This window comes from Streptomyces sp. NPDC111516 (genome assembly GCF_055635345.1).
In genome coordinates, this window is record NZ_JBVKBV010000009.1 from 148,702 (window position 1) to 170,159 (window position 21,458).

At 70.2% G+C, this 21,458-nt stretch carries 12 protein-coding genes and 1 pseudogene; 8 read left to right on the top strand and 5 right to left on the bottom strand.

What is annotated here, in order from left to right; genetic code table 11:
* Window positions 1-62 precede the first annotated feature (62 nt).
* Both ACZ7L9_RS19425 and ACZ7L9_RS19430 read right to left on the bottom strand, forming a co-directional pair.
* Window positions 63-1,034 (bottom strand): LuxR C-terminal-related transcriptional regulator, encoded by a 972-nt coding sequence (locus ACZ7L9_RS19425; protein WP_471416369.1) that lies wholly within the window; start codon window positions 1,032-1,034, stop codon window positions 63-65.
* A 282-nt stretch (window positions 1,035-1,316) separates the two neighbouring features.
* Window positions 1,317-2,282 (bottom strand): nitronate monooxygenase, encoded by a 966-nt coding sequence (locus ACZ7L9_RS19430; RefSeq protein WP_471416370.1) that lies wholly within the window; start codon window positions 2,280-2,282, stop codon window positions 1,317-1,319.
* 374 nt (window positions 2,283-2,656) lie between these two features.
* On the opposite strand from ACZ7L9_RS19430, the gene ACZ7L9_RS19435 reads away from it, so the two are divergent.
* Window positions 2,657-4,330: an SWIM zinc finger family protein gene (locus ACZ7L9_RS19435; protein WP_471416371.1), complete on the top strand. Its 1,674-nt coding sequence runs from the start codon at window positions 2,657-2,659 to the stop codon at window positions 4,328-4,330.
* A gap of 173 nt (window positions 4,331-4,503) precedes the next feature.
* On the opposite strand, the gene ACZ7L9_RS19440 is transcribed toward ACZ7L9_RS19435, so the two are convergent.
* Together ACZ7L9_RS19440 and ACZ7L9_RS19445 are read right to left on the bottom strand one after the other, a co-directional pair.
* The gene (locus ACZ7L9_RS19440; protein ID WP_471416372.1) at window positions 4,504-5,964 is read right to left on the bottom strand and encodes an amino acid permease; all 1,461 of its coding nucleotides are present in this window, start codon (window positions 5,962-5,964) and stop codon (window positions 4,504-4,506) included.
* A 430-nt stretch (window positions 5,965-6,394) separates the two neighbouring features.
* Window positions 6,395-6,534: pseudogene (locus ACZ7L9_RS19445) on the bottom strand (sphingomyelin phosphodiesterase); the annotation flags it as partial.
* A gap of 128 nt (window positions 6,535-6,662) precedes the next feature.
* On the opposite strand from ACZ7L9_RS19445, the gene ACZ7L9_RS19450 reads away from it, so the two are divergent.
* The 3 genes from ACZ7L9_RS19450 (at window position 6,663) to ACZ7L9_RS19460 (ending at window position 10,988) form a co-directional block, all read left to right on the top strand.
* Window positions 6,663-8,279 (top strand): PucR family transcriptional regulator, encoded by a 1,617-nt coding sequence (locus ACZ7L9_RS19450; protein ID WP_471416373.1) that lies wholly within the window; start codon window positions 6,663-6,665, stop codon window positions 8,277-8,279.
* A gap of 285 nt (window positions 8,280-8,564) precedes the next feature.
* On the top strand, window positions 8,565-9,740 hold the full coding sequence (locus tag ACZ7L9_RS19455) for a CaiB/BaiF CoA transferase family protein (RefSeq protein WP_471416374.1): 1,176 nt from the start codon (window positions 8,565-8,567) through the stop codon (window positions 9,738-9,740).
* A 69-nt stretch (window positions 9,741-9,809) separates the two neighbouring features.
* Window positions 9,810-10,988: an acyl-CoA dehydrogenase family protein gene (locus ACZ7L9_RS19460; RefSeq protein WP_471416375.1), complete on the top strand. Its 1,179-nt coding sequence runs from the start codon at window positions 9,810-9,812 to the stop codon at window positions 10,986-10,988.
* A gap of 456 nt (window positions 10,989-11,444) precedes the next feature.
* On the opposite strand, the gene ACZ7L9_RS19465 is transcribed toward ACZ7L9_RS19460, so the two are convergent.
* On the bottom strand, window positions 11,445-12,380 hold the full coding sequence (locus ACZ7L9_RS19465) for a LysR family transcriptional regulator (protein WP_471416376.1): 936 nt from the start codon (window positions 12,378-12,380) through the stop codon (window positions 11,445-11,447).
* Between the two features lie 96 nt (window positions 12,381-12,476).
* On the opposite strand from ACZ7L9_RS19465, the gene mdlC reads away from it, so the two are divergent.
* The 4 genes from mdlC (at window position 12,477) to ACZ7L9_RS19485 (ending at window position 21,266) form a co-directional block, all read left to right on the top strand.
* Entirely contained in the window at window positions 12,477-14,057 is a 1,581-nt protein-coding gene (gene mdlC, locus ACZ7L9_RS19470) for a benzoylformate decarboxylase (RefSeq protein ID WP_471416377.1), read from the top strand.
* A 199-nt stretch (window positions 14,058-14,256) separates the two neighbouring features.
* A complete protein-coding gene (locus ACZ7L9_RS19475; protein WP_471416378.1) occupies window positions 14,257-15,711 on the top strand; it encodes a benzaldehyde dehydrogenase in 1,455 nt (484 codons plus the stop codon).
* 45 nt (window positions 15,712-15,756) lie between these two features.
* Window positions 15,757-17,013 carry an MFS transporter gene (locus tag ACZ7L9_RS19480; RefSeq protein WP_471416379.1) on the top strand — a complete coding sequence of 419 codons (1,257 nt, stop codon included), beginning with the start codon at window positions 15,757-15,759 and terminating at the stop codon, window positions 17,011-17,013.
* Window positions 17,014-17,528: 515 nt separating this feature from the next.
* Complete coding sequence (locus tag ACZ7L9_RS19485; RefSeq protein ID WP_471416380.1) at window positions 17,529-21,266, top strand: S8 family serine peptidase; 3,738 nt, start codon at window positions 17,529-17,531, stop codon at window positions 21,264-21,266.
* The last annotated feature ends 192 nt before the right edge of the window (window positions 21,267-21,458 follow it).

Consider the following 21,458-nt stretch of genomic DNA (forward strand, 5'->3'; position numbering starts at 1 on the left):
TCGGCACAAGGCGCAGGAAGGAGTGGTCGGCCGAGGCTGCGGTCTCTGATCGGGGCGAGAGTTCAGAGCCAGCCCTGGCGGCTGGCCTGGACACCGAGCTGAAATCGGGTCTGGGCGCCGAGTGCTTCCTGCAGGCGGGTGATACGTCGGGTAACGGTCCGTCCACTCACCCCGAGTTCACGGGCGATCGACTCGTCGGTGAGCCCGGCGCTGAGGTAGCCCAGGAGCTGTCGCGCGTCGTCCGTCGGACTGATCCAGCCCTCGGTGGGCTCTCCGGTCCGAGGAAGCGGGACGGCCACCCGCCAGTACGACTCGAAGACTCCGATCAGCCCATCGAGGAGGCCCGACGGCTGGACAACGACGCTGTGGTGTCCCGCGCGGTCCGGCGCGACGACGGACAACACGGCCAACCGATCGTCACAGAGCAGGAGATTCATGGCGATGTCGGGAAAGACCCGGGCCTGCTCACCGCGGTCGACGCAAGCGTGCGCCGCCTCCAAGGCCTTGGGCTCCTGCAGGATGCCGGCGCCGTACACCACCCGGTAGTCGATCCCGCGGGCCAGGGCGTCCAACGCATCGGTGTCCACCTCCGGCGCACGCTCGCCCCCGCCCACCGGCCCGATCGACAGCGCCCGTACCTGCGCCGATGCCTCGTTGTGGACCCGTCGCTGGATCGCGTCAGGGTTGTGGGAGGTGTCGACGACCTCGATGTAGCCCGATCCCGAGGTGTGATCGAGCCAGAAGCGTGAAAGGAACGTCGCACTCTCGTAGGCGATCCGGGCCTCTCGTGCGCGCCGCTCGGCTATGGCTTCCAGCACGGAGCGAGGGGGGTGGGCCGTCAGCCTGTCATCCGTGCGGGACACCAAGCCGATATTGGTGAGTTCGTCGACCGCATGTTGCACTTCTTCCGCAGGCGACCCGGCCCGTGCCAACCGACCGGCGAGTTCGACCGGAGGCAGCGGTCCGTGCTCCACGAGCGCAAGGTAGGCAGCCTCGGCCGTTTTGGAGAGGCCGAGAGCCTGCAGCGGGCGCATCTTGCACTCCCAACCCAGCGGCGCCGCGCGGCACTCGTCGCTGACTCCATCCCTGCGGGGGACTGTCCATCTGCCGAAGTTTGCCAGCCTAGCACCACGTGATCATGTGGCGGCCGGGCCGAACGCTGGGATGCGGCCGCGGCCGCGCCTGACAGCGGCCAGCAGGAATCCCCCATGGACGGCCAGTTACGAAGGTGACGCTCAGTACCGGCATGCGGCCTGGGGCGTCGGGCGCGAAGGATCTGCGACCCGGCCGCGATCGCTGCTTCCCGGTGATCGCGGTCAGCGCCTGCCGGCTCGGGCCAGCGCTTCCTCAGTCTGGGAGGCCAGGGTGCCGACCAGATCGGCCGCGGACGGCAGGTCGTTGATGAGGTCGATGGCCTCGCTGGCCCACTGCGGCAGTGCGGGGATCTCGCCTCGTTCCACGGCGTCTTGGTACGCCTGCTGGGCATGAGGGGCAGCTGCGAGTTCGTCCTCCCGGCCTCGCCATCCGTCAAGGAAAGGGTGGCCAAGGGTGCGCGCGGTGTACTTCGCCGGCCACCGCGAGCTGCGGGCGATGTCCAGTACCCTGTTGCGCTCGGTTTCCTCCCCGCGTCCTTCAATGATCGCCTTGGCGGTCGCGGGGGCGACCAGGGCCTCGGTCGTGGCTTGGAAGCGGGTGCCGAGTAGTGCTCCCGCGGCCCCCAGCGCCAAGGCGGCCGCCACGCCGCGGCCGTCGGCGATCCCGCCGGCCGCCAGCACGGGCACCGACGCCGCCAGGTCCACCACGACGGGCACGAACGGCAGCGTGGACCGCCCGTGCCGGGCTCCATGCCCGCCGGCTTCGGTGCCCTGCGCCACGATCACATCTGCGCCCAGATCCACCGCCCTCCAGGCCTCCTCCAGGTCTGTGACCTGAATGATCAGCGCCGCGCCCGCGCTGCGGATGCGTTCCACGAACGGACTGGGGTCGCCGAAGGACAACATCACCGCAGTCGGCCTGTGCTCCAGCGCCCGCGCGACCGCACCGACGTCGATCGCCCACGTCTGAAAGCCGATGCCCCAAGGCTTCCCGGCGCCCTCGTCCGCCAGGACAGGCAGTTCGCGGGCCAGCCAGTCCTGGTTCCCGTTCCCGCTGCCCAGCAGTCCGAGCCCGCCGCCACGCGAGACCGCCCCCGCCAGGGCACCACCGGCTGACCCGCCCATGGGGGCCAGGGCAATCGGATGCTCCACACCGAACAGTTCCGTGAACGCCGTCGACAGTCCCATGACCGCAATCTTCACCCGGCTGTCATGCCGGTCGCAGCGCAACCAACAAACTGTCGCGGTGGCAACAGCTTGGTGCCTGCCACGCGGACCATCTCTGAGGTACACGCTGAACCGAAGCGCCCTCGCCCTCGAGCAGGCTGCATGGCGGCCACGGAACTTCCGTCGGAAGAAGACCCGGTCGAGCGAGAACGACGACCTGTCCATGCCCTGCGGGCGCCCTCGCGTCCCGGCCACCCGGCCTGCTGGGCGTCGGCTGCCCATATTTCGGGTCGCCACCCGTTGGCAGGGACGAGTCCCGGAGGCATACCCCCAGCAGGCAGGATGAGGGGGCGAAGGTTCCGGGACCGAGATGACACGACCGAGGCGGGGAAAACATGGGTGGCTTCACCGAGGCGGATCTGCGGGTACTGGCCGGGCCGCGCTCCTTCGAGCGGGGCCAGGACTATCTTGACGCCGTGACCGCTCTGGAGGTCGGCGACGGCTGGATCACCGCCAGGGTCCATGGCACGGAAGCCTACGAGGTGGAGTTGTCCCTCGACGAGCCTGAAGGGCTCACCGGAGAGTGCGACTGCCCGTACGGAATGGAGGGCAACTTCTGCAAGCACCTGGTCGCGCTCGGCCTGACTGCGCTCGCCCGGTCGGAGAGCCTGCCGGGGGATCGCGCCCGTGCCCGCAGCCGCGTTCAGGACCTGGACGCGTGGCTGGCCGCGCTCTCCAGGGACGAGTTGCTCACACTCGTACGGGAGCAGATTGCCGAGGACCGGCAGGTGCGCCGCCGCTTGGAGTTGCGTGCGGCGAGTGCCCGCGGAGACCTTGCCGAAGTCCGCACCCGGATTCGCGAACTCCTCGACATCGGCCGATTCGCCCGGTACGGATACGTCGAGTACGCCGATGCCCGCGCCTACGGCGAACAGGCCTCGCAGGCGGTTTCCGCCATCGCCGCTCTGACCGCCACCGGGCAGCCCGTGGACGCGATCTCCCTTTCACGGGAGGCGATGCAGATGCTGAGCGAGGTGCAGGACGCGATCGACGACTCCGACGGATGCCTCGGTGACGTCGGGGCCGCTCTTGCCGCAGTCCATCTCGACGCGTGCCGCGCCGCCTGCCCCGATCCGGAGGAGATCGCGCGGTGGCTGGTTGGCCATGTGCTCAGCAACCTGGACGACCTCACCGGCATCGACCCTCTTGATTACGAGGACGTCCTCGGTGAACAGGGACTGGCCACCGTAAGAGGACTTGCGCTCGAAGCCTGGCGCGACCACCGCACAGGCTGGGCGGAGAAGTACCTGATGGAGCGGTTGGCCAAGGCGGCCGGCGATGTGGACGCGGTGATCGCCGTGCACGCGGCCGACCTCGCACCGGACGGCAGCACCCACCTGGTCATCGCCCGCGAACTGGACACTGCCGGCCGTCCCGCCGAAGCTCTGCGCTGGGCGGAGCGCGGCATCGGCGAAGTCTCCGACACCACCACCCCCGCCATCGACCTGGTCGACTACCTATGCGACCGTTACACGCGCTCGGACCGGCTCCCCGACGCGGTCGCCCTGCGCCGCGCCCGCTTTGCCGCCCACCGCACCCTCGCTGCGTACCAGCTGCTACGCGCGGCAGCACAGGCAGCCGACTGCTGGCAGGCCGAGAGAGGGGAGGCCCTGGCGCTGTTGCGCGCTGACGCGGCACAGCGCGAGCGGGGCTGGTACGGCGGCCCGGTCCTGATCGACGCTCTGCTCGACGACAAGGACATCGATGCTGCCTGGCAAGCCGCCACCACGACCGGCGCCGACGACCGGCAATGGCTTGTCCTCGCCGACCAGGCCCAAGCCATCCGCCCCACCGACGCGCTGCGTGTCTACCAGCGCCTGGCCGAACCCCTCGAGAAGCAGACCGGCAACGCGGTCTACGAGCAGCTGACCAGCCTGCTCCTCCGCATGCGAGACTGCCACCGCCGCCTGGGCACCCCGGACGATTTCACCGCGTACCTCGCCGCCCTGCGCGCCGGTCAGAAGCGTAAGCGGAATCTGATGCGGCTCCTTGACCAGCACGGCCTGTGAAGCCGACGGGGAAGACGTAGAGCTGCCTGCGGACAGAGATCACGCGACGTCGCAGTCGGTCCAGACGGCGCGGTGCGGGTGACGGCCCCGCCCGGCTCGGTGGACGGGTGGCACGGGAACGGCCCTCGCGGAAGGGAGCCTTCCGCGAGGGCCGTCGTCGGTACCGAGAAGGGTCAGGCGTTCTCGCGCGCCCGCGCAAGGTCGTTCACCCGTCCACGGACGACGAACCATCCGCCGACCAGCGCCGCCGCGATCAGCGGCAGGCACATCACGGTCGTACGGCCCACTCCGCCTCCCCACCACATCAGGAACACGACCGCGGAGAGGAATGCCAGCGTGACGATCTGCGTGTACGGGGCCCAAGGCAGCCGGTATGAGGGGCGGGTGACCCTGCCGTCCCGCGAGCGGCGCCAGAACAGCAGCGAACAGAGCATGATCATGGCCCAGGTACCGAGGATGCCGATCGACGCGAAGTTGAGAACGATCTCGAACGCCTGGCCCGGCATGACGTAATTGAGCACGACGCCCAGAACACCGAAACCGGCGGTCAGCAGGATGCCGCCGTAGGGCACCTGCCCCTTGTTCATCCGGCCGGTGAACCTGGGCGCGGAGCCCGCCAGCGCCATGGAACGCAGGATGCGGCCGGTGGAGTACAGCCCGGAGTTCAGGCTGGAGAGCGCCGCGGTCAGCACGACCAGGTTCATCACGCCGGCCGCGCCCGGGATGCCGAGCTTCTCCATGACCGTGACGAACGGGCTCTCGTCCCCCGAGTACGAGGTGTACGGCAGCAGGAGGGCGAGCAGCACGACCGAGCCCACGTAGAAGAGGCCGACGCGCCACATGATCGAGTTGATCGCCTTGGGCATGATCTTCTCGGGGTTCTCCGTCTCGCCGGCGGCCACGCCGCACAGCTCGACGGAGGCGTACGCGAACACGACTCCCTGGATCACCATCAACATCGGGAGCATGCCGGTGGGGAAGATGCCGCCGCTGTCGGAGATGGTGGAGAAGCCGGGCGTGTGGCCGTCCACCGGATGCTGGGTGACCACGAGGAAGATCCCGATGAGCATGAACGCGACCAGGGCGGAGACCTTGATGATCGCGAACCAGAACTCCATCTCACCGAAGTACTTCACCGAGATCAGGTTGGCGGTGAGCACGACGGCGAGGGCGATCAGCGCGAGGATCCACTGCGGGATGTCGCTGAACATCGCCCAGAAGTGGGCGTAGGTGGCGGCCGCGGTGATATCGGCGACGGCGGTGGTCGACCAGTTCAGGAAGTACAGCCAGCCGGCCGCGAAGGCGCCCTTCTCGCCCATGAACTCACGGGCGTACGAGACGAAGGCACCGGAGGAGGGCCGGTAGAGGACCAGTTCGCCGAGCGCGCGGACGACGAAGAAGGCGAAGAGACCACAGACCGCGTAGGCGACGGCGAGCGAGGGACCCGCAGCGGCCATTCGCCCGCCCGCGCCCAGGAACAGGCCGGTGCCGATCGCGCCGCCGATGGCGATCATGTTGATGTGACGGGACTTGAGGCCCTTGCTGTAACCGGCATCGCCGGCGTCCCGGTGGGGGGAGTTCGTCGCCGGTGGGGCGGCGGCGAGCGGTTCGGCCGCAGTGGAGCGGTCACTCATGGAGGAGATTCGCCTTTGTGAGGGGAAGGTGGGCGGTCCCGGCGGTGGGGGCCAGAGGGTCGTCACCGTGGCACGGCTCAATGCTCATCATCGGGGAATCCCTTGATTTTGGCAGTGCTCTACATCACTCAGGAATAAATCTGAGGTATATCGGAGGTTACGGGGAAGTAAGCAAGGGAGGTGCGTGCGCCTCCGCACGTCCCGATGTGCCGCGGGCGATGGGGAAGACCTTCGCGGAGGCAATGGTGTTCGCACATCTGGTCCGGACACTGCGATATCGGCAGCGCCGGAACCGTGGCGCAAGCAGCTACTGGCCGCGGCTGCGCCAGGTGACCGAGGAGGGGTGGCTCGGCGATCCCATCGAGATCGACGACCCGGCCGAAACCGCACTCGTGGACCGCATGAGCCGCGGGGTGTTCGGCGGCTGCCGAACCACGGTGGGCGCGCTCTGCCCCTTGACCACCTCGTTCGTCCAGCCCGCTGCTTCGCGTGCCCGGTGCGGTGCAGGACGTGGTCGAGGTCCTCGCGGGGTTCGTCGGGGTAGCGGTCGGCGGCGATCGAGGTGGCGCGGCCCTGTGGGCCGTGAAGGGATCCGGGAACGCTCCCGCACGGGTCGAGGCGGCTTCCGGCCGGCCTGCTAGCTTTGCCCGATCGAACGAGAGGCCCGGGTGCGATCCTGCGGCACGGGCAGGGCGGCGGTGGAAACCTTGGGCGTACCCGTCCACTGGCTGGTCGGCCGCCCCGAGCTGCGGCTGACGGTGCTGGCCGGGCGGGACGGGCTCGATCGGGAGGCCGTCTGGGCCCACAGCATCGATCTGGCCGACCCCGTTCCCTGGCTGAGCGGCGGCGAACTGCTGCTCACCACTGGACTGCGACTGCCGGAAGCGGAGGCCGGGCAGCGGGCGTACATCCAGCGGTTGGCGGATGTCGGTGTGGCCGCTGTCGGCTTCGGGACGGGACTTTCGCACCGGCATGTTCCCGCGGCCGTCGTGGACGCGGCCGACAAGGTGGGACTGCCCCTGCTCGAAGTGCCGCTGCCCACGCCATTCGTCGCGATCACCAAGGCCGTGATGGAACGCCTGGCCGAGCTGCAGTACGAGGGAGTCGTACGGGCCTCCCGCGTCCAGCCCCGGATGACCCGGGCCGCGCTGCGCGACGGCGCCCGGGCCGTTGTACGGGAACTGGCCGTCTCGACGCACACCACGGTGCTGTACCTGGACGACGCCGGTGTGGTGCGTGCCGCCCATCCGTCCGGTTCGGCGGGCGTCGACCCCGGTGTGCTCGCCGAGCTGAGGAGCGCCGGCGGGAGCGACCGGGCGACGGAGGCGCTGAGTGCCGGACCGCACGGGGTGGTCGTCGCCCAGCAGGTCCGCGTGGGCCCGCGTACCCACGGCAGACTCGTGCTGGCCGCCGACCGGGAACTGACCGCCGTCGACCACCTGTTGCTCGGACACGCGGCGTCGCTGATCGCGCTCCAGGCCGAGAAGCCTCTGCGCCTGCAGGACGAACAGCACCGGGTCAACAGCCTCTTCCTGCGCATGGTCCTGGACGGGACAATCCCCTCGCGTACCGCCCGCGGCCACCTGGCGGAGGCCGGTTTCCCGGCCCGCAACGGCATCCGCGTCCTCGTACTGAGCGGGCCGAGCCCTCGGCAGGCCCTCGACACGATGAGCCCCCGCCTCGCCGAGATCGGCCTGCCGCTCTTCGGTGCCGTACGTGAGGGGCGTGCCGTGCTCCTGCTGCCCGGGTCCGGCTCCCGAGTGTGGATGCGCGCGGGTGAGGACGACGGTCCCGCAGAGAGCGACGGACGCGGCACCACTACTGGTATCGGTATCGCCCGGGGTCTTGTCGACGATGCGGTCGCACGGTTCGGGCCGCGCCTCTGGGCAGGGCTCAGCCTTGTGCACGAGCCCGACGCCGGGCCGCAGGCGCTCCAGGAGGCGAGCAACGCGGCCGCGGTCGCCGAGGCACGTGGCCGGCCGGGACTCGTCGCCTTCGAGTCGCTGGCCGGACACGTGCTCGTCAGCGCCCCCGAGACCCGAGAGGTCCTGCGCCGGGTAGCCGCCGAACGGCTCGCGCCGCTGGCCGCGCACGACCGGGACAACGGCACGGAACTGCTCGCTTCCCTCCGCGCGTTCCTGGAACATCACGGGCAGTGGGGTGCCGCATCCGCAGCCCTGGAGGTTCACCGGCACACGCTGCGCAGCCGGATGGAGCGGATCCGGACACTGCTGGGCGTGGATCTCGACTCCGCGCACGTACGCGCCGAGTTGCTGCTTGCGCTGGCTGCCGGGGAGGGGACGGCGGACCAGTGACCGGGCGGCCGGCGGTCGCTGGTCCGCAGGGCGGCGAGCACATGGCCGGACGCGCCGGGCGCGATGCATGCGGGGGATGGACCGCCGAGCCGACTGCGTCCCGGGGCCGGCGGCCATGGACGTATTGGAGCGCCGGCTGAGCGATTCGCGGGACATTCTGTCCACTGCGTGAGGCGCTGCGGTATGCGGAGAATGGCGGCCTCGTCACCCCATGCGCTCCAGGACGGTGCGAACGGACGCATACGGAAGGGAACACTGATGCAGCAGCACGCCGGCAGGACCCCGATGACCGACGCTTCTCGACTGCCGCTGTCCGGTGTGCTGGTGGCCGACTTCGGCCGGGTTCTCGCGGCACCGTACGCGACCATGCTCCTCGCCGACCTCGGCGCGGATGTGATCAAGGTGGAGCAGCCGGAGACCGGTGACGACACCCGGGCGTGGGGCCCGCCGAAGACACAGGGTGAGGCCACCTATTTTCTCTCCGTCAACCGCAACAAGCGATCCTTCGCCGTGGATCTGCGCGACCCGACGGGCCGCCGCAGGGCGACGGAACTGATCCGCCGAGCGGACGTGGTGTTCGAGAACTTCCGCCCCGGCACGATGGACAAGTACGGGCTCGCCTACGAGCGGGTTCGCGAACTCAACCCCGGCCTCGTGTACTGCTCGGTGACCGGCTTCGGAGCGGGCAAGGGCGCGGCGCTGCCCGGCTACGACCTGCTGATCCAGGCCGTCGGCGGACTGATGAGTGTCACCGGACCGGCCCCCGGGCAACCGGTCAAGACGGGTGTCGCGCTGGTCGACGTACTCACCGGGCTGCATGCCGCGATGGGGGTCATGGCCGCCCTGCGTCATCGGGACGCGACCGGCGAGGGTCAGCATGTCGAGGTCAACCTGCTGTCGTCGCTGCTGTCCGGCATGGTCAACCAGTCCGCCGGCTACACCCTGGCCGGACAGGTGCCGGGCATCCTCGGCAACCGCCATCCGTCGATCGCTCCGTACGAGGTCTACGAGACGGCGGACCGGCCACTCGTCGTCGCCGTCGGCAACGACCGCCAGTTCGCCGCGCTGTGCCGGGGTCTGGACGCGGCCGGTCTGGCCGTGGATCCGCGGTTCGCCACCAACACCGACCGGGTCGCCCACGTCGACGTGCTCGCCGAAGAGCTGTCCGTACGGCTCCGGCGGCGCGCGGCGGACGAATGGTTCGAGCTCCTCACTCCGCTCGGCGTGCCGTGCGGTCCGGTGAACGACCTCGCCGGGGCCTTCGACCTGGCCGAACAGCTGGGACTTGCGCCGCGCGTCACACCGGACGACGCGGGCGCCGAGGCCGAGGGCGGGCACGACGGTCCGATGAACCTCGTGGCCAACCCCATCGGGCTGTCCGGTACCCCGGTCCACTACGCACGGCGCCCGCCCCGGCTGGGCGAGCACACCGACTCCATCGCCGACTGGCTCGACAGCTGACCCGGCCATCGCTGCAACCCGGCCCCCACTACTACGCACACCTCCGTACATCCCTCCCAGGAGCACATGATGAGCGGCAACAAGCCGATGAAGGACCCCCTCGCCCTGCTGGACATCGCCTCGGTGCTGAGCGACGAGGAACGCGAAATCCAGGCCACGGTCGCCAAGTTCCTCGCCGACCGGGTGCGCCCGCACATCGGCGAGTGGTTCGAGAACGCGCACTTCGCCCGCGAACTCGCCCCCGAACTCGGCAAGCTGGGCGTTCTCGGCATGCACCTGGAGGGGTACGGCTGCGCGGGCGTCGGCGCAGTCGGCTACGGGCTTGCCTGCCTGGAACTCGAGGCCGCCGACTCAGGCTTCCGCAGCTTCGTGTCGGTCCAGGGTTCGCTCTCGATGTACTCGATCCGGAAGTGGGGGTCCGAGGAGCAGAAGCAGGAGTGGCTGCCTCGGCTCGCCGCGGGGGAAGCCATCGGCTGCTTCGGCCTCACCGAACCCGATTTCGGCAGTGACCCGGCGGGGATGCGTACGCGTGCAGTGCGCGACGGCGGCGACTGGATCCTCAACGGCTCCAAGATGTGGATCACCAATGGCGGGATCGCCGACGTGGCCACGGTCTGGGCGCAGACCGAGGACGGTGTCCGGGGGTTCCTCGTGCCTCGCGGCACGCCCGGCTTCACCACCAGCGACATCAAGCAGAAGATGTCGCTCCGGGCATCGATCACCTCCGAGCTCCACTTCGACAACGTGCGGCTGCCGGATTCCGTCCGGCTTCCTGGGGCCCAGGGGCTGAGAGGCCCGCTCTCGTGCCTGAACGAGGCCCGGTTCGGCATCCTCTTCGGCGCAGTCGGCGCGGCCCGTGACTGCCTGCAGACGGCCATCGACTATGCGGACGCGCGCGTCCAGTTCGGCAGGCCGATCAGTGCCTTCCAGCTCACCCAGCGCAAGTTCGCCGACATGGCACTCTCCCTCGGCAATGCGGCGCTGCTCGCCCTCCACCTCGGCCGGCTCAAGGAACTCGGCACCCTCCGCCCCGAGCAGGTGAGTGCGGGCAAGCTGAACAACGTACGGGAGGCACTGGCCATTGCCCGCGAGTGCCGGACCGTGCTCGGGGCCAACGGCATCTCCTTGGAGTACTCGCCGCTGCGGCACGCCAACAACCTCGAGTCGGTGCTCACGTACGAGGGCACCAGCGAGGTGCACACGCTGGTTGTCGGGCAGGCCCTCACCGGTCAGGCCGCCTATCGCTGAGGCGGCTCAGGACAGGGACGCGCACCCTTGGCACACCGGCCGGCGGCTCCGCCGTGCGGCCGGTGTGCCTGCGTCGCACACCGCCGGAGGCCCCCCGCCGCCCGTTCCTCGTCCCGCAGGGGCCGCAGCCGCTGTGACCGGCCGCCCGTCAGCTCGGCCTTTCGGGCCGAGCCCCGGCGTGCGCCTGTTCCGTGCATTGTCTCTCCCCTCGGCGGGCACGCATCCCGGGCCGGCAGTAGAAGCCGGCTCGCCGTGATCACCTGGAACGACCGTCAGGACAGCCGCGGCTCCCCTTGCGTGGGCTCAGGCGGTCATGGCCACCGACGCCCTGACGAGGGGACGTCGTTCGCTGTCCGGCGCTCTGCGAAGACCACGGTATGTGTGCGTCGGCGGAGGCCGGTTCCCAGGTATCCGGATCGAACTCGACGAGCCGGTCGGTCGGCGCGTGCAGCCCGGCTACCGGTCGGCGGAGGGAGGCAGTTGCGCCGGGCTCACCCGCTCGCCCAGTACCTCGGTCATGAACTGGACGAGCCACCGCTGAGAGGGGGTGCGCGAGGCCTCGTGGCGGGCGTAGAGAGCGACTTCCACCGGCTCCGCCTCGAACGGGAGGCGTACCAGGCGCAGGCGGTGGGAGGCGGTGAAGACCTCCCCGACGTACTCGGGGATCACGGCGATCAGGTCGGTCTGCTCCAGCAGGTACGGGAGCATCGAGAAGCGCGTGGCGTCCACGGTGACCCGGTCCAGGAGGCCGTTCGCGGCCAGCGCGGTGCGCGGCGCGGCGTGACCGCTGGGGCCGTGCACGGTCGCGTGGTGCTCTGCCGCCAGCGCCTCGAGGCTGATCGAGTCGCCCGTCACCCGGGGGTGGTCGGCCGAGACCATCCCGACGTAGCGCTCCCGGAAGAGGGGAATCCGCACGGTCCGGTGTGAGCTGAGGACCGGGGTGGCCACGAACGCGTCCAGTTCGCCCCGGCGCAGCCGGCCCTCCGCGTCGGCCACGTCGAGCGGCTGGATGGTGAACGAGACGCGGGGCGCCCGTTCGCGCGCCTTCGCCAGGAGCCGGGGCAGCAACGACGTCTCGCCCAGGTCCGAGAGGGCGATGGTGAAGCGGCCCGACATCGTCTCGGGGTCGAAGTCGTCGGCCTGGCGCACGGTTTCGTCGATCTCCGCGAGGGCATGCTGCAACGGTTCGTACAGCCGGCGCGCGCCCGCGGTCGGGGTCAGCCCGCGCCCGGTGCGCCGGAACAGCTCGTCGCCGAAGTGCCGCCGCAGTTTCCCCAGGCTGTAGCTGACGGTCGGCTGTGTCACGTGCAGCGTCTCGGCGGTGGCCGTGACGCTGCCGGTCTCGTACAGCAGCACGAAGACCCGGGCGAGGTTGAGATCGAAACTCCTCATATCGATCAACTCTATATCGCAGATCCGCAACATTTATTGGTGCCTAAGTCGGAGCGTTGCTTAGCGTGTCCGCCACCAACAACGTAAGGAACGTCCGTGCCGTCCGTACGCCGTGTCTCCCATGAGTTCCTGGAGCGCCGAGGACTCACCACCATCTTCGGCAACCCCGGCTCCAACGAGCTGCCCTTCCTTGCCGAGCTGCCCGACAGCTTCCGCTATGTCCTCGGTCTTCACGAGGGCGCGGTGGTCGGCATGGCCGACGGCTACGCTCAGGCGACCGGCCGCCCCGTCCTGGTCAACCTGCACGCCGCCTCCGGCTCCGGCAACGCCATGGGCGCGCTGACCAACGCGGTCGCCTCCCGTACGCCCATGGTGGTCGTCGCCGGACAGCAGGTACGGCCCGCCATCGGCCCCGAGGCCAACCTGGCCAGTGTCGACGCACCCGCGCTCATGAAGCCCCTCGTCGGCTGGGCCGCGGAGCCCGCGTGCGCCGAGGACGTGCCGCGTGCGCTCGCGCAGGCCGTGTTCGAGGCGGAGCTGCAGCGGCGGCCGACGTACCTCTCCGTTCCTTACGACGACTGGGCCGCCGAGGCCGGTGATAATTGCCTGCCCATCCTCGACCGGCAGGTCGAGCGGGGCTCGGCGCCCAGCGGTGAGCAGGGCCGTCGACTCGTCGAGCAAGTCGCCGCGGCGCGGCGGCCGTTGCTCGTGCTGGGCGGCGACATCGACTCGGCCGTTCTCTTCGACGACGCGGTCCGGCTCGCCGAGCGCATGGGCAGCCCGGTGTGGGCCGCGCCGTCGCTGTTCCGGCTGCCCTTCCCCAACCGGCACCCGCTGTTCCGCGGCGTGCTGCCCGCGGGCATCGCGCCCGTCTCGCAGGCGTTCGAGGGCCATGACCTCGTGCTCGTGCTCGGAGCCCCGGTGTTCCGCTACCACGAGTACCTCCCGGGCCGTTACCTGCCGGAGGGCACCCGCCTGATCCAGGTGACCGACGACGCCTCCGCCGCCGCGCGGGCGCCTATGGGCGAGGCGCTGCTCGCCGCACCCGGCGCCGTCATCGACCTGCTGCTGAAGGCGCTGGACGCACCCGCCGAGGCCGTGGGCGAGTACCGGGCCGACCCTGAGCCGCTGACGGCCGAGGGCGATCGGCTGCACCCGGAGGAGGTGTTCGCGGCGCTGCGCGACCGGATGCCCCGCGACACCGCGTACGTGGTCGAGTCCACGTCCACGAACTCCTCGTGGTGGCGGCAGATGGACCTGCGCCGGTCCGGCTCCTACTACTTCCCGGCCGCCGGCGGGCTCGGCTTCGGGCTGCCCGGCGCGGTCGGCGTCGCGATGGGCAGCCCGGACCGGCCCGTCGTCGGGGTCGTCGGCGACGGCTCCGCCAACTACGGCATCACCGCCCTGTGGACCGCGGCCCAGCACCGAGTGCCGCTGACCGTGGTGCTGCTGCGCAACGGCACGTATGGCGCCCTGCGTTGGTTCGGCGGACTCCTGGGCGTCCCGGACGCGCCCGGCCTGGACATCCCCGGTCTGGACTTCACCCGCATCGCCGAGGGCTACGGCGTCGCGTCGCAGCACGTCCGCAGTGCGGAGGAACTGCGGGCCATGCTCGCCGAGCACCCCGTCCACCCGCGCCTCGTGCAGGTGGACACGGCACTCACCACGCCCTCGTAACCCTTCCCGAACGGACTGCGCGGGACTTCTCACGGGCGCCCCCGCGGCCCGAACCTCGACGCACCGTAAGCACCGTAAGCACCGTAAGCACCGCAAGCACCGCAAGCACCGCAAGCACCGCAAGTACCCGAAGAGTTCGAAGAGTCCGAAGAAAACGCAGAACCCGAAGAACCCGAAGAACCCGAAGAAGGGCAGATCGATGACACTCCTGGACAGCGCCGTCTGGGGCGGGAAGCTCTACAGCGACGGCTGGCAGGACTCCGCCTCCGCGCACCCGGTGGTCGAACCAGCGACCGGTGCGCAGCTCGGCACCGTGGGCCTGGCCACTGAGAAGGACGCGCACCGTGCCGCCGCCCGTGCCGCCGAGGCCCAACGGGCGTGGGCCGCGACCTCGCCGCAGGCGCGGGCCGCCGTGCTGCGCCGTGCGGGCGAGCTGTTCACCGAACATGCGGCGGAGATCGAGGACTGGCTCGTGCGCGAGGCCGGTTCGGTACGCGCCAAGGCGGGTTTCGAGGCCCAGCTCGCCGTGGGGGAGTGCTTCGAGTGCGCGTCGCTGCCCACGCACCCGCAGGGCGAGGTGCTCACCACCGAGGAGGCGCGCTGGTCGCTCGCCCGCCGCCGCCCGGCCGGTGTCGTGAGCGTCATCGCTCCCTTCAACTTTCCCCTCATCCTCGGCCTGCGTTCGGTGGCACCCGCGCTCGCCCTGGGCAATGCGGTGCTGCTCAAGCCGGATCCGCGCACCGCGGTGTCCGGCGGCGTCGTCATCGCGCGCATCTTCGAGGAGGCCGGGCTGCCGACCGGCGTGCTGCATCTGCTGCCGGGTGACGGCGCGGTCGGACAGGCGGTCGTCGAGGCCCCGGAGGTCCGGGTGGTCTCTTTCACCGGTTCGACGCCGGTCGGGCGGGCCATCGGCGAGCGGGCCGGCCGTCTCCTGAAGCGGGCCCACCTGGAGCTGGGCGGAAACAACGCTCTGGTCGTGCTGCCCGGCGCCGATGTGCAGAAGGCCGCATCCGCCGGCGCGTTCGGTTCGTATCTGCACCAGGGGCAGATCTGCATGACGACCGGCCGCCACATCGTGCACGAGTCGCTGGTCGAGGAGTACACCGCCGTGCTCGCGGCGAAGGCCAGGGCGCTGCCGGTCGGCGACCCCGCCCGCGAGGACGTGGCCCTCGGCCCGATCATCGACCGCCGGCAGCTGGAGCGCGTACACGGCATCGTCACCGAGAGCGTCGCGGCGGGTGCCACCCTCGCCGCGGGCGGCGAGATCTCCGGCGCCTGCTACCGGGCCACCGTGCTGAGCGACGTGACCACCGACATGCCTGCCTGGCGCGAGGAGGTCTTCGGGCCCGTCGCACCGGTCATCGGCTTCTCGACACTGGAGGAGGCCGCACACATCGTCGACGACTGCGAGTACGGCCTGTCCGTCGGCATCCTCGGCGACGTCGGCACCGCGATGAAGCTCGCCGACCGGATCGAGTCGGGCAAGGTCCACATCAACGAGCAGACCGTGGCCGACGAACCCAACGCGCCCTTCGGCGGCGTGAAGGCATCCGGCACCGGCTCCCGCTTCGGCGGCGCCGCGGCCAACATCGAGGCGTTCACCGAGACCCAGTGGGTCACCGTCCGTCCCGACATCGCCGATTACCCGTTCTGACCTGCTCCGCACTCCGTCTCCCGTAGCCGCCCCAGGGGATCCACCATGGCAAACAACATATCGACGCAGTCTCCGACCAGATCCGGCACCGCCTCTCGCAGCTCCTGGACGGTGATCCTCTGCTGGATCACCGTCCTGCTGGAGGGCTACGACCTCGTGGTCCTCGGCGCCATCATCCCCACGCTCCTCAAGACCCACCATCTCGGCATGACGGCGGGCGACGCGACCACCATCGCGACGCTCTCGCTCGTGGGCGTGGCCATCGGCGCGGTCTGCGTCGGGCCGCTGGCCGACCGTCTTGGCCGGCGCCTCCTGCTGATCGGGTCGGTGGTGCTGTTCTCCGTCTTCACCATCCTCGTCCCGCTGGCCGACTCCGTCGCCATGTTCGCCGCGCTGCGGCTCATCGCCGGCCTCGGCCTCGGCGCCTGCATGCCGGTCTCGCTCACGATGATGTCCGAGCACATGCCCGCGCACCGGCGGGCGCGGGCCTCCACCCTGACGATGACCGGCTATCACACCGGTGCCGTGATCACTTCGCTGCTGGCCCTGCAGGTCACCGACAACTGGCAGGTCCTCTTCTACGTCCTGGGCGTCGCCGGCCTCGTCATCGCCGCGATCCAGTGGTTCCGCCTGCCGGAGTCGGACGCCTTCGTGCAGGCGAAGGAGGCGCCCAAGGCCCAGCGCATGGCGTTCACCGAACTGCTCAAGCCCAACTACCTGCGCGCGACTATCGGGGTCTGGCTCGCCTCGTTCATGGGGCTGCTCCTGGTCTACGGCCTCAACACATGGCTGCCCAAGCTCATGAACGACGCCGGCTACCCGGTGCCCACGGCCGTCACCCAGCTCCTCGTGCTCAACGTCGGCGGAGTCGTCGGCCTGGTGGTCGGTGGATACGTCGCCGACCGGCGTGGCATCAAGGGCACCACGCTCTGCTGGTTCGCCGTCTCCGTGCTCATGCTGGCCTGCCTGAGTATCAAGATCGGCAGCGATCTCCTGCTCAACACCGTCGTCTTCTTCACCGGTGTGTTCGTCTTCTCGGCGCAGGTGCTGGTCTACGCCTACGTGACGAACTACTACCCGGCGTCGATCCGCGGCACCGCACTCGGCTCGGCCTCCGGCATCGGCCGCATCGGCTCGATCGTCGGCCCGTCGATCACCGGAGCCCTGGTCACCGCCGGCATCGGCCACCCCTGGGGCTTCTACTTCTTCGCCGCCGTCGCGGTGTTCGGCTTCCTGGCCGTGTTGACGCTGCCGCGCGGAACGGCCGACGCGCAGCCGGAGGTCTCCGTTTCCGCAGCCTGAGCACACCAGGCGGTACGCATTGGTGCGGCAGCTGCGGTAAGTGTGGCGAGTGTCGTAACTGCGTCAACTGCCGCACCGTGCCGAGGGCATGGGACCGTCTTCCCGGGCGGGCCCATGCCCTCGCTCTGTCCGGCTCAGCCGTTGTCGCGCTCCCGCGCCGGGTCCGTCAGAGCGCTGCGGAGGCGATCAGCGGGTAGTGGCCGGAGAGGTTCGTGGGCGTGTAGTCCGTGCCCAACTCGCGGGGGTCGTCGGGGGACAGCATCGACACCTGGGCGTCCTGCGGCACTGGGCGATGCGGGTCGTGTTCGCGGGTATCCGTGCCCCGTCCGCGCTGGGCACGTTCCTGCGCGTGCGCCGACCGACGGGTACGGCATGCTGCCGGACATTGCAATCGACACGACCGATGTGACGGATTCCCGTCAGGACGGGAATCCGTCACGCTCCACCCTTTCTATTTGACCTGTACGTACCAATCATTGCCTCCGTCATTCATCCAACGAATTCACGGAGAATCTGTGTCATCCGCTCTCTCGCGCAAACCGGGCTTCATAGCCCTGTGCGCCGCGTTGGCCGTGCTGGCGGGCGCCCCCTCGGCCCTGGCCACCGGCCCCGCAGCCGATCCCTCCCCGGTGGCCGCCCCTGTGGATGCGGCACCTGACGCCGCTCCTGTGCGCACCGTCACCCTTCTCACCGGCGATGTCGTCGAGGTGCGGACCTTCGCCGACGGGACCAGCACGGCAACCGTCGAGCGCCCGGCCGGAGCCACCGGCGGCGTCCGCACCACGACCGTCGGCAAGGACCTGTACGTCTACCCCGACGAGGCAATGCCGTACGTCGCGGCCGGCGTCCTCGACAAGCAGCTGTTCAACGTCACCCAGCTGATCGCCGACCGCTACGACGACGCGCACACCAAGAACCTGCCGCTGATCGTCACCTACACCGACACGGCGGTCCGCAGCCGCAGCACCGCCACACCCGCGGGCGCCACCCGGGTCCGCGCCCTGCCCAGCGTGCAGGGTGCCGCTCTGACCGCCAAGCGCGCACAGGCGGCCGACTTCTGGTCCTCCGTCACCAGCACCGCCCGCACCCGCGGTGCGGCCGGCGGCGGGGTTTCCTTCGGCAAGGGCATCTCGCACATCTGGCTGGACGGCAAGGTGCGGGCGACCCTGTCCGACACCACCGCCCAGATCGGCGCGCCCGAGGTGTGGAAGTCCGGCTACGACGGCAAGGGCGTCAAGGTCGCCGTGCTCGACACCGGCGCGGACGGCGACCACCCGGACCTGGCGGACCGGGTCAAGGGCACCGCCAGCTTCATCGACGGTGAGACCACCGCCGACCGGCACGGGCATGGGACGCACACGGCGTCCACCGTGGCCGGCACCGGCGCCGCCTCGGGCGGCAAGGAGCGCGGCGTCGCCCCCGGCGCCGACCTCTACATCGGCAAGGTGCTCAGCGACGCGGGATCCGGCTCCGACTCGCAGATCATCGCGGGCATGGAGTGGGCCGCCGAGTCCGTGGGCGCCAAGGTCGTCAGCATGAGCCTGGGCTCCTCCGAGCCCTACGACGGCACCGATGTCATGAGCCAGGCGGTGAACCGGCTCAGCGCCGAGACCGGCACGCTGTTCGTCATCGCCGCGGGCAACTCCGGCGCCCCGTACACCGTCGGCTCCCCCGGCGCCGCGGACGCCGCCCTCACCGTCGGCGCGGTCGACACCGCCGACAAGCTGGCCTACTTCTCCAGCCAGGGCCCGCGCCTCGGTGACGACGCCCTCAAGCCCGACCTCACCGGCCCCGGCGTCAATGTGCTCGCCGCACGCTCGCACTACGTCTCCTCGGGCTCGGGCTACTACACCAGCATGAGCGGCACCTCGATGGCCACGCCGCATGTGGCCGGCGCCGCGGTGCTGCTGGCCCAGGAGCACCCGGACTGGACCGGGCAGCAGATCAAGGACGCCCTGGTCAGCACGGCCAAGGAGACCTCGAACTACACCGTTTACGAGGGCGGCAGCGGCCGGGTGGACGTCAAGGCCGCCGCCTCCGACACCGTCTTCGCGACCGGCTCGGCCTACTCCGGCTTCTACGCCTGGCCGCACGACGCGGACAAGAAGTCCGAGAAGACCATCACCTACACCAACACCGGCGACACCGCCGCCACCCTCGACCTGAAGACCGACGCGGCCGGCGCCCCCGCCGGACTCTTCTCGCTCTCCACGGAGAAGGTGACCGTCCCGGCGCACGGCACGCAGCAGGTGACGCTCACCGCCGACCCCGCCGCTCTGGCGTCCGGCACGAAGGTGACCGGCCAGGTCAAGGCGTACGACGCGACCGGCGCGCTGAGCGCCCACACCACCATCGGCATCAGCAAGGAGAAGGAGCGCTACACGCTCCACCTCAAGGCCCGCGACCGCGTCGGCAAGCCGCTCACCGGCACCGCCGAGCTGGTCAAGCTCGGGTCGCAGAACCGGCAGTACGTCACCCTCGACGACTCCGGTGAGGCCGACGCACGCGTCGAACCGGGCGCCTACTCGGTGGCGATGTGGGCCGCGGTGCAGGGCGCGGGCGGCCCCGACTCGCGCGGTCTCGCGCTGCTCGGCAACCCCGAGCTGAAGGTCGACAAGGACACCACCGTGGTGCTCGACGGCACCCGGACGCACGAGGTGCGCGCCGTGACGCCCAAGGAGAGCAGCCCGCTCTCGACCCGGATGGAGTACTACCGCTCCGCCCAGGGCAGCACGTGGCAGTCCGGCTACATGCTGCCGTTGCTCTACGACAGCATCTGGGCCGAAAGCACCGACAAGGTCAAGGACGGCGACTTCGCCTTCACCGCCCGCTGGCGCTCCATGCAGCCGATGCTGACCGTCGCCTCCAAGACCCGCAGCTTCGACGATGTGCTGCCGCAGGCCGGCTCCACCCTGCTGCCCGACGGCCACTGGAAGCTCCCGGCTGTCTACGCCGGCCAGGGTGCCGCCTCCGACTACGCCGGTCTGGACGTCGCGGGCAAGGTCGCGGTGGTCCGCCGCAGCGACAGCGTCACCGGCTCCCAGCAGGCCGCGGCCGCCGCGGCCGCCGGGGTGAAGCTGCTGCTCGTCGTCAACGACCAGCCCGGCCGACTGAGCACCTGGTACGGCGGGGACAACCGAACGAACTCGCCCATCGAGGTGGCCTCGCTCACCACGACCGAGGGCGAGGAGCTCATCGCCCAGGCACAGCAGGGCACCGCCACGCTCACGGTGGGCTCGAAGCCGGTCAGCGACTACGCCTACGACCTGGTCGAGCGCCACGACGGCATGGTCCCGCAGGACCTCACCTACCGGGCCACCAAGGACAACCTCGCCCGGGTGAACGTCGCCTTCAACGGCGGTAAGGGGGCGAACGGCGGCGAGTTCCGCTATGACATCCCCGACTACGCCAGCTCCGGGATCGGATTCCTCTTCAAGGCCGCCATCCCCGGCGCGCGCACCGACTGGGTGTCCACCGACGGCAAGAACCGGTGGTTCGAGATGGCAGACAACTTCGACGAGCAGCTGGAGGAGCGGTCGGAGGTGGGGATCACCTACAAGGCCGGCACCACCACGGACGTGAACTGGTTCTCGCCGATCCAGCACCCCCGGCTCAACAACAGCACCTGGTTGCCGAAGCGCGGCGAAAACTTTGTGACCATCAACGTCCCCGCCTGGGGCGATGCCGGCCCCAACCACGCCGGCTTCCGGTTCGACGACGGTACGGTGCACAAGGAGTCGGTGTCCCTCTACCAGGGCGACAAGCTGCTGGGGAGCAGTAACAGCCCGGTGCTCTCCGTCAGCCCCCTGCCCTCTGCGAGGGTGCCGTACCGCCTCGTGGTCGACGCCTCCCGGGACGCCTCGGTGAACCCCCTGTCCACCAGCACCCACACTGAGTGGACCTTCATGTCGGGCTACACCGACAGCATGCAGCTGCTGCCGCTGATCCAGCTCGACTACGGGGTGAAGACCGACCCGAGCGGCTACGCCCACCGCAACACCGACCTGACCGTCACCCCGTCGGCCCTCCCCGGCGCCCCGGACGCGGGCAAGGTGACCTCGGCCGGACTGGAGGTCTCCTACGACGACGGAGCCACCTGGCAGCAGGCCGACCTGGAGCAGTCCGGAGCCACCTGGCAGACCAAGGTTCAGGCGCCGAACTCGGCGTCGTACGTCTCCATCCGCGCCACCGCGACGGACAGCAACGGCAACACCGTGACACAGACCGTCATCCGCGCCTTCGCGGTCAAGTAACACCCTGACAAGGACGGGCTCCCCAGCTGCGGTGTCGCAGCCGGGGAGCCCGACCCTTTTCACGCCCCCGATGCAAGCACCCGATGCCGACGTGAACTTCGGGGAGGTGCTGCGTGGTTCGCCGAGCGGCACTCGGCCGGCCCGGTCGCAGGCGCTGACCACGTACCGCGCGGCAAAAGAGACGGCCGTCTG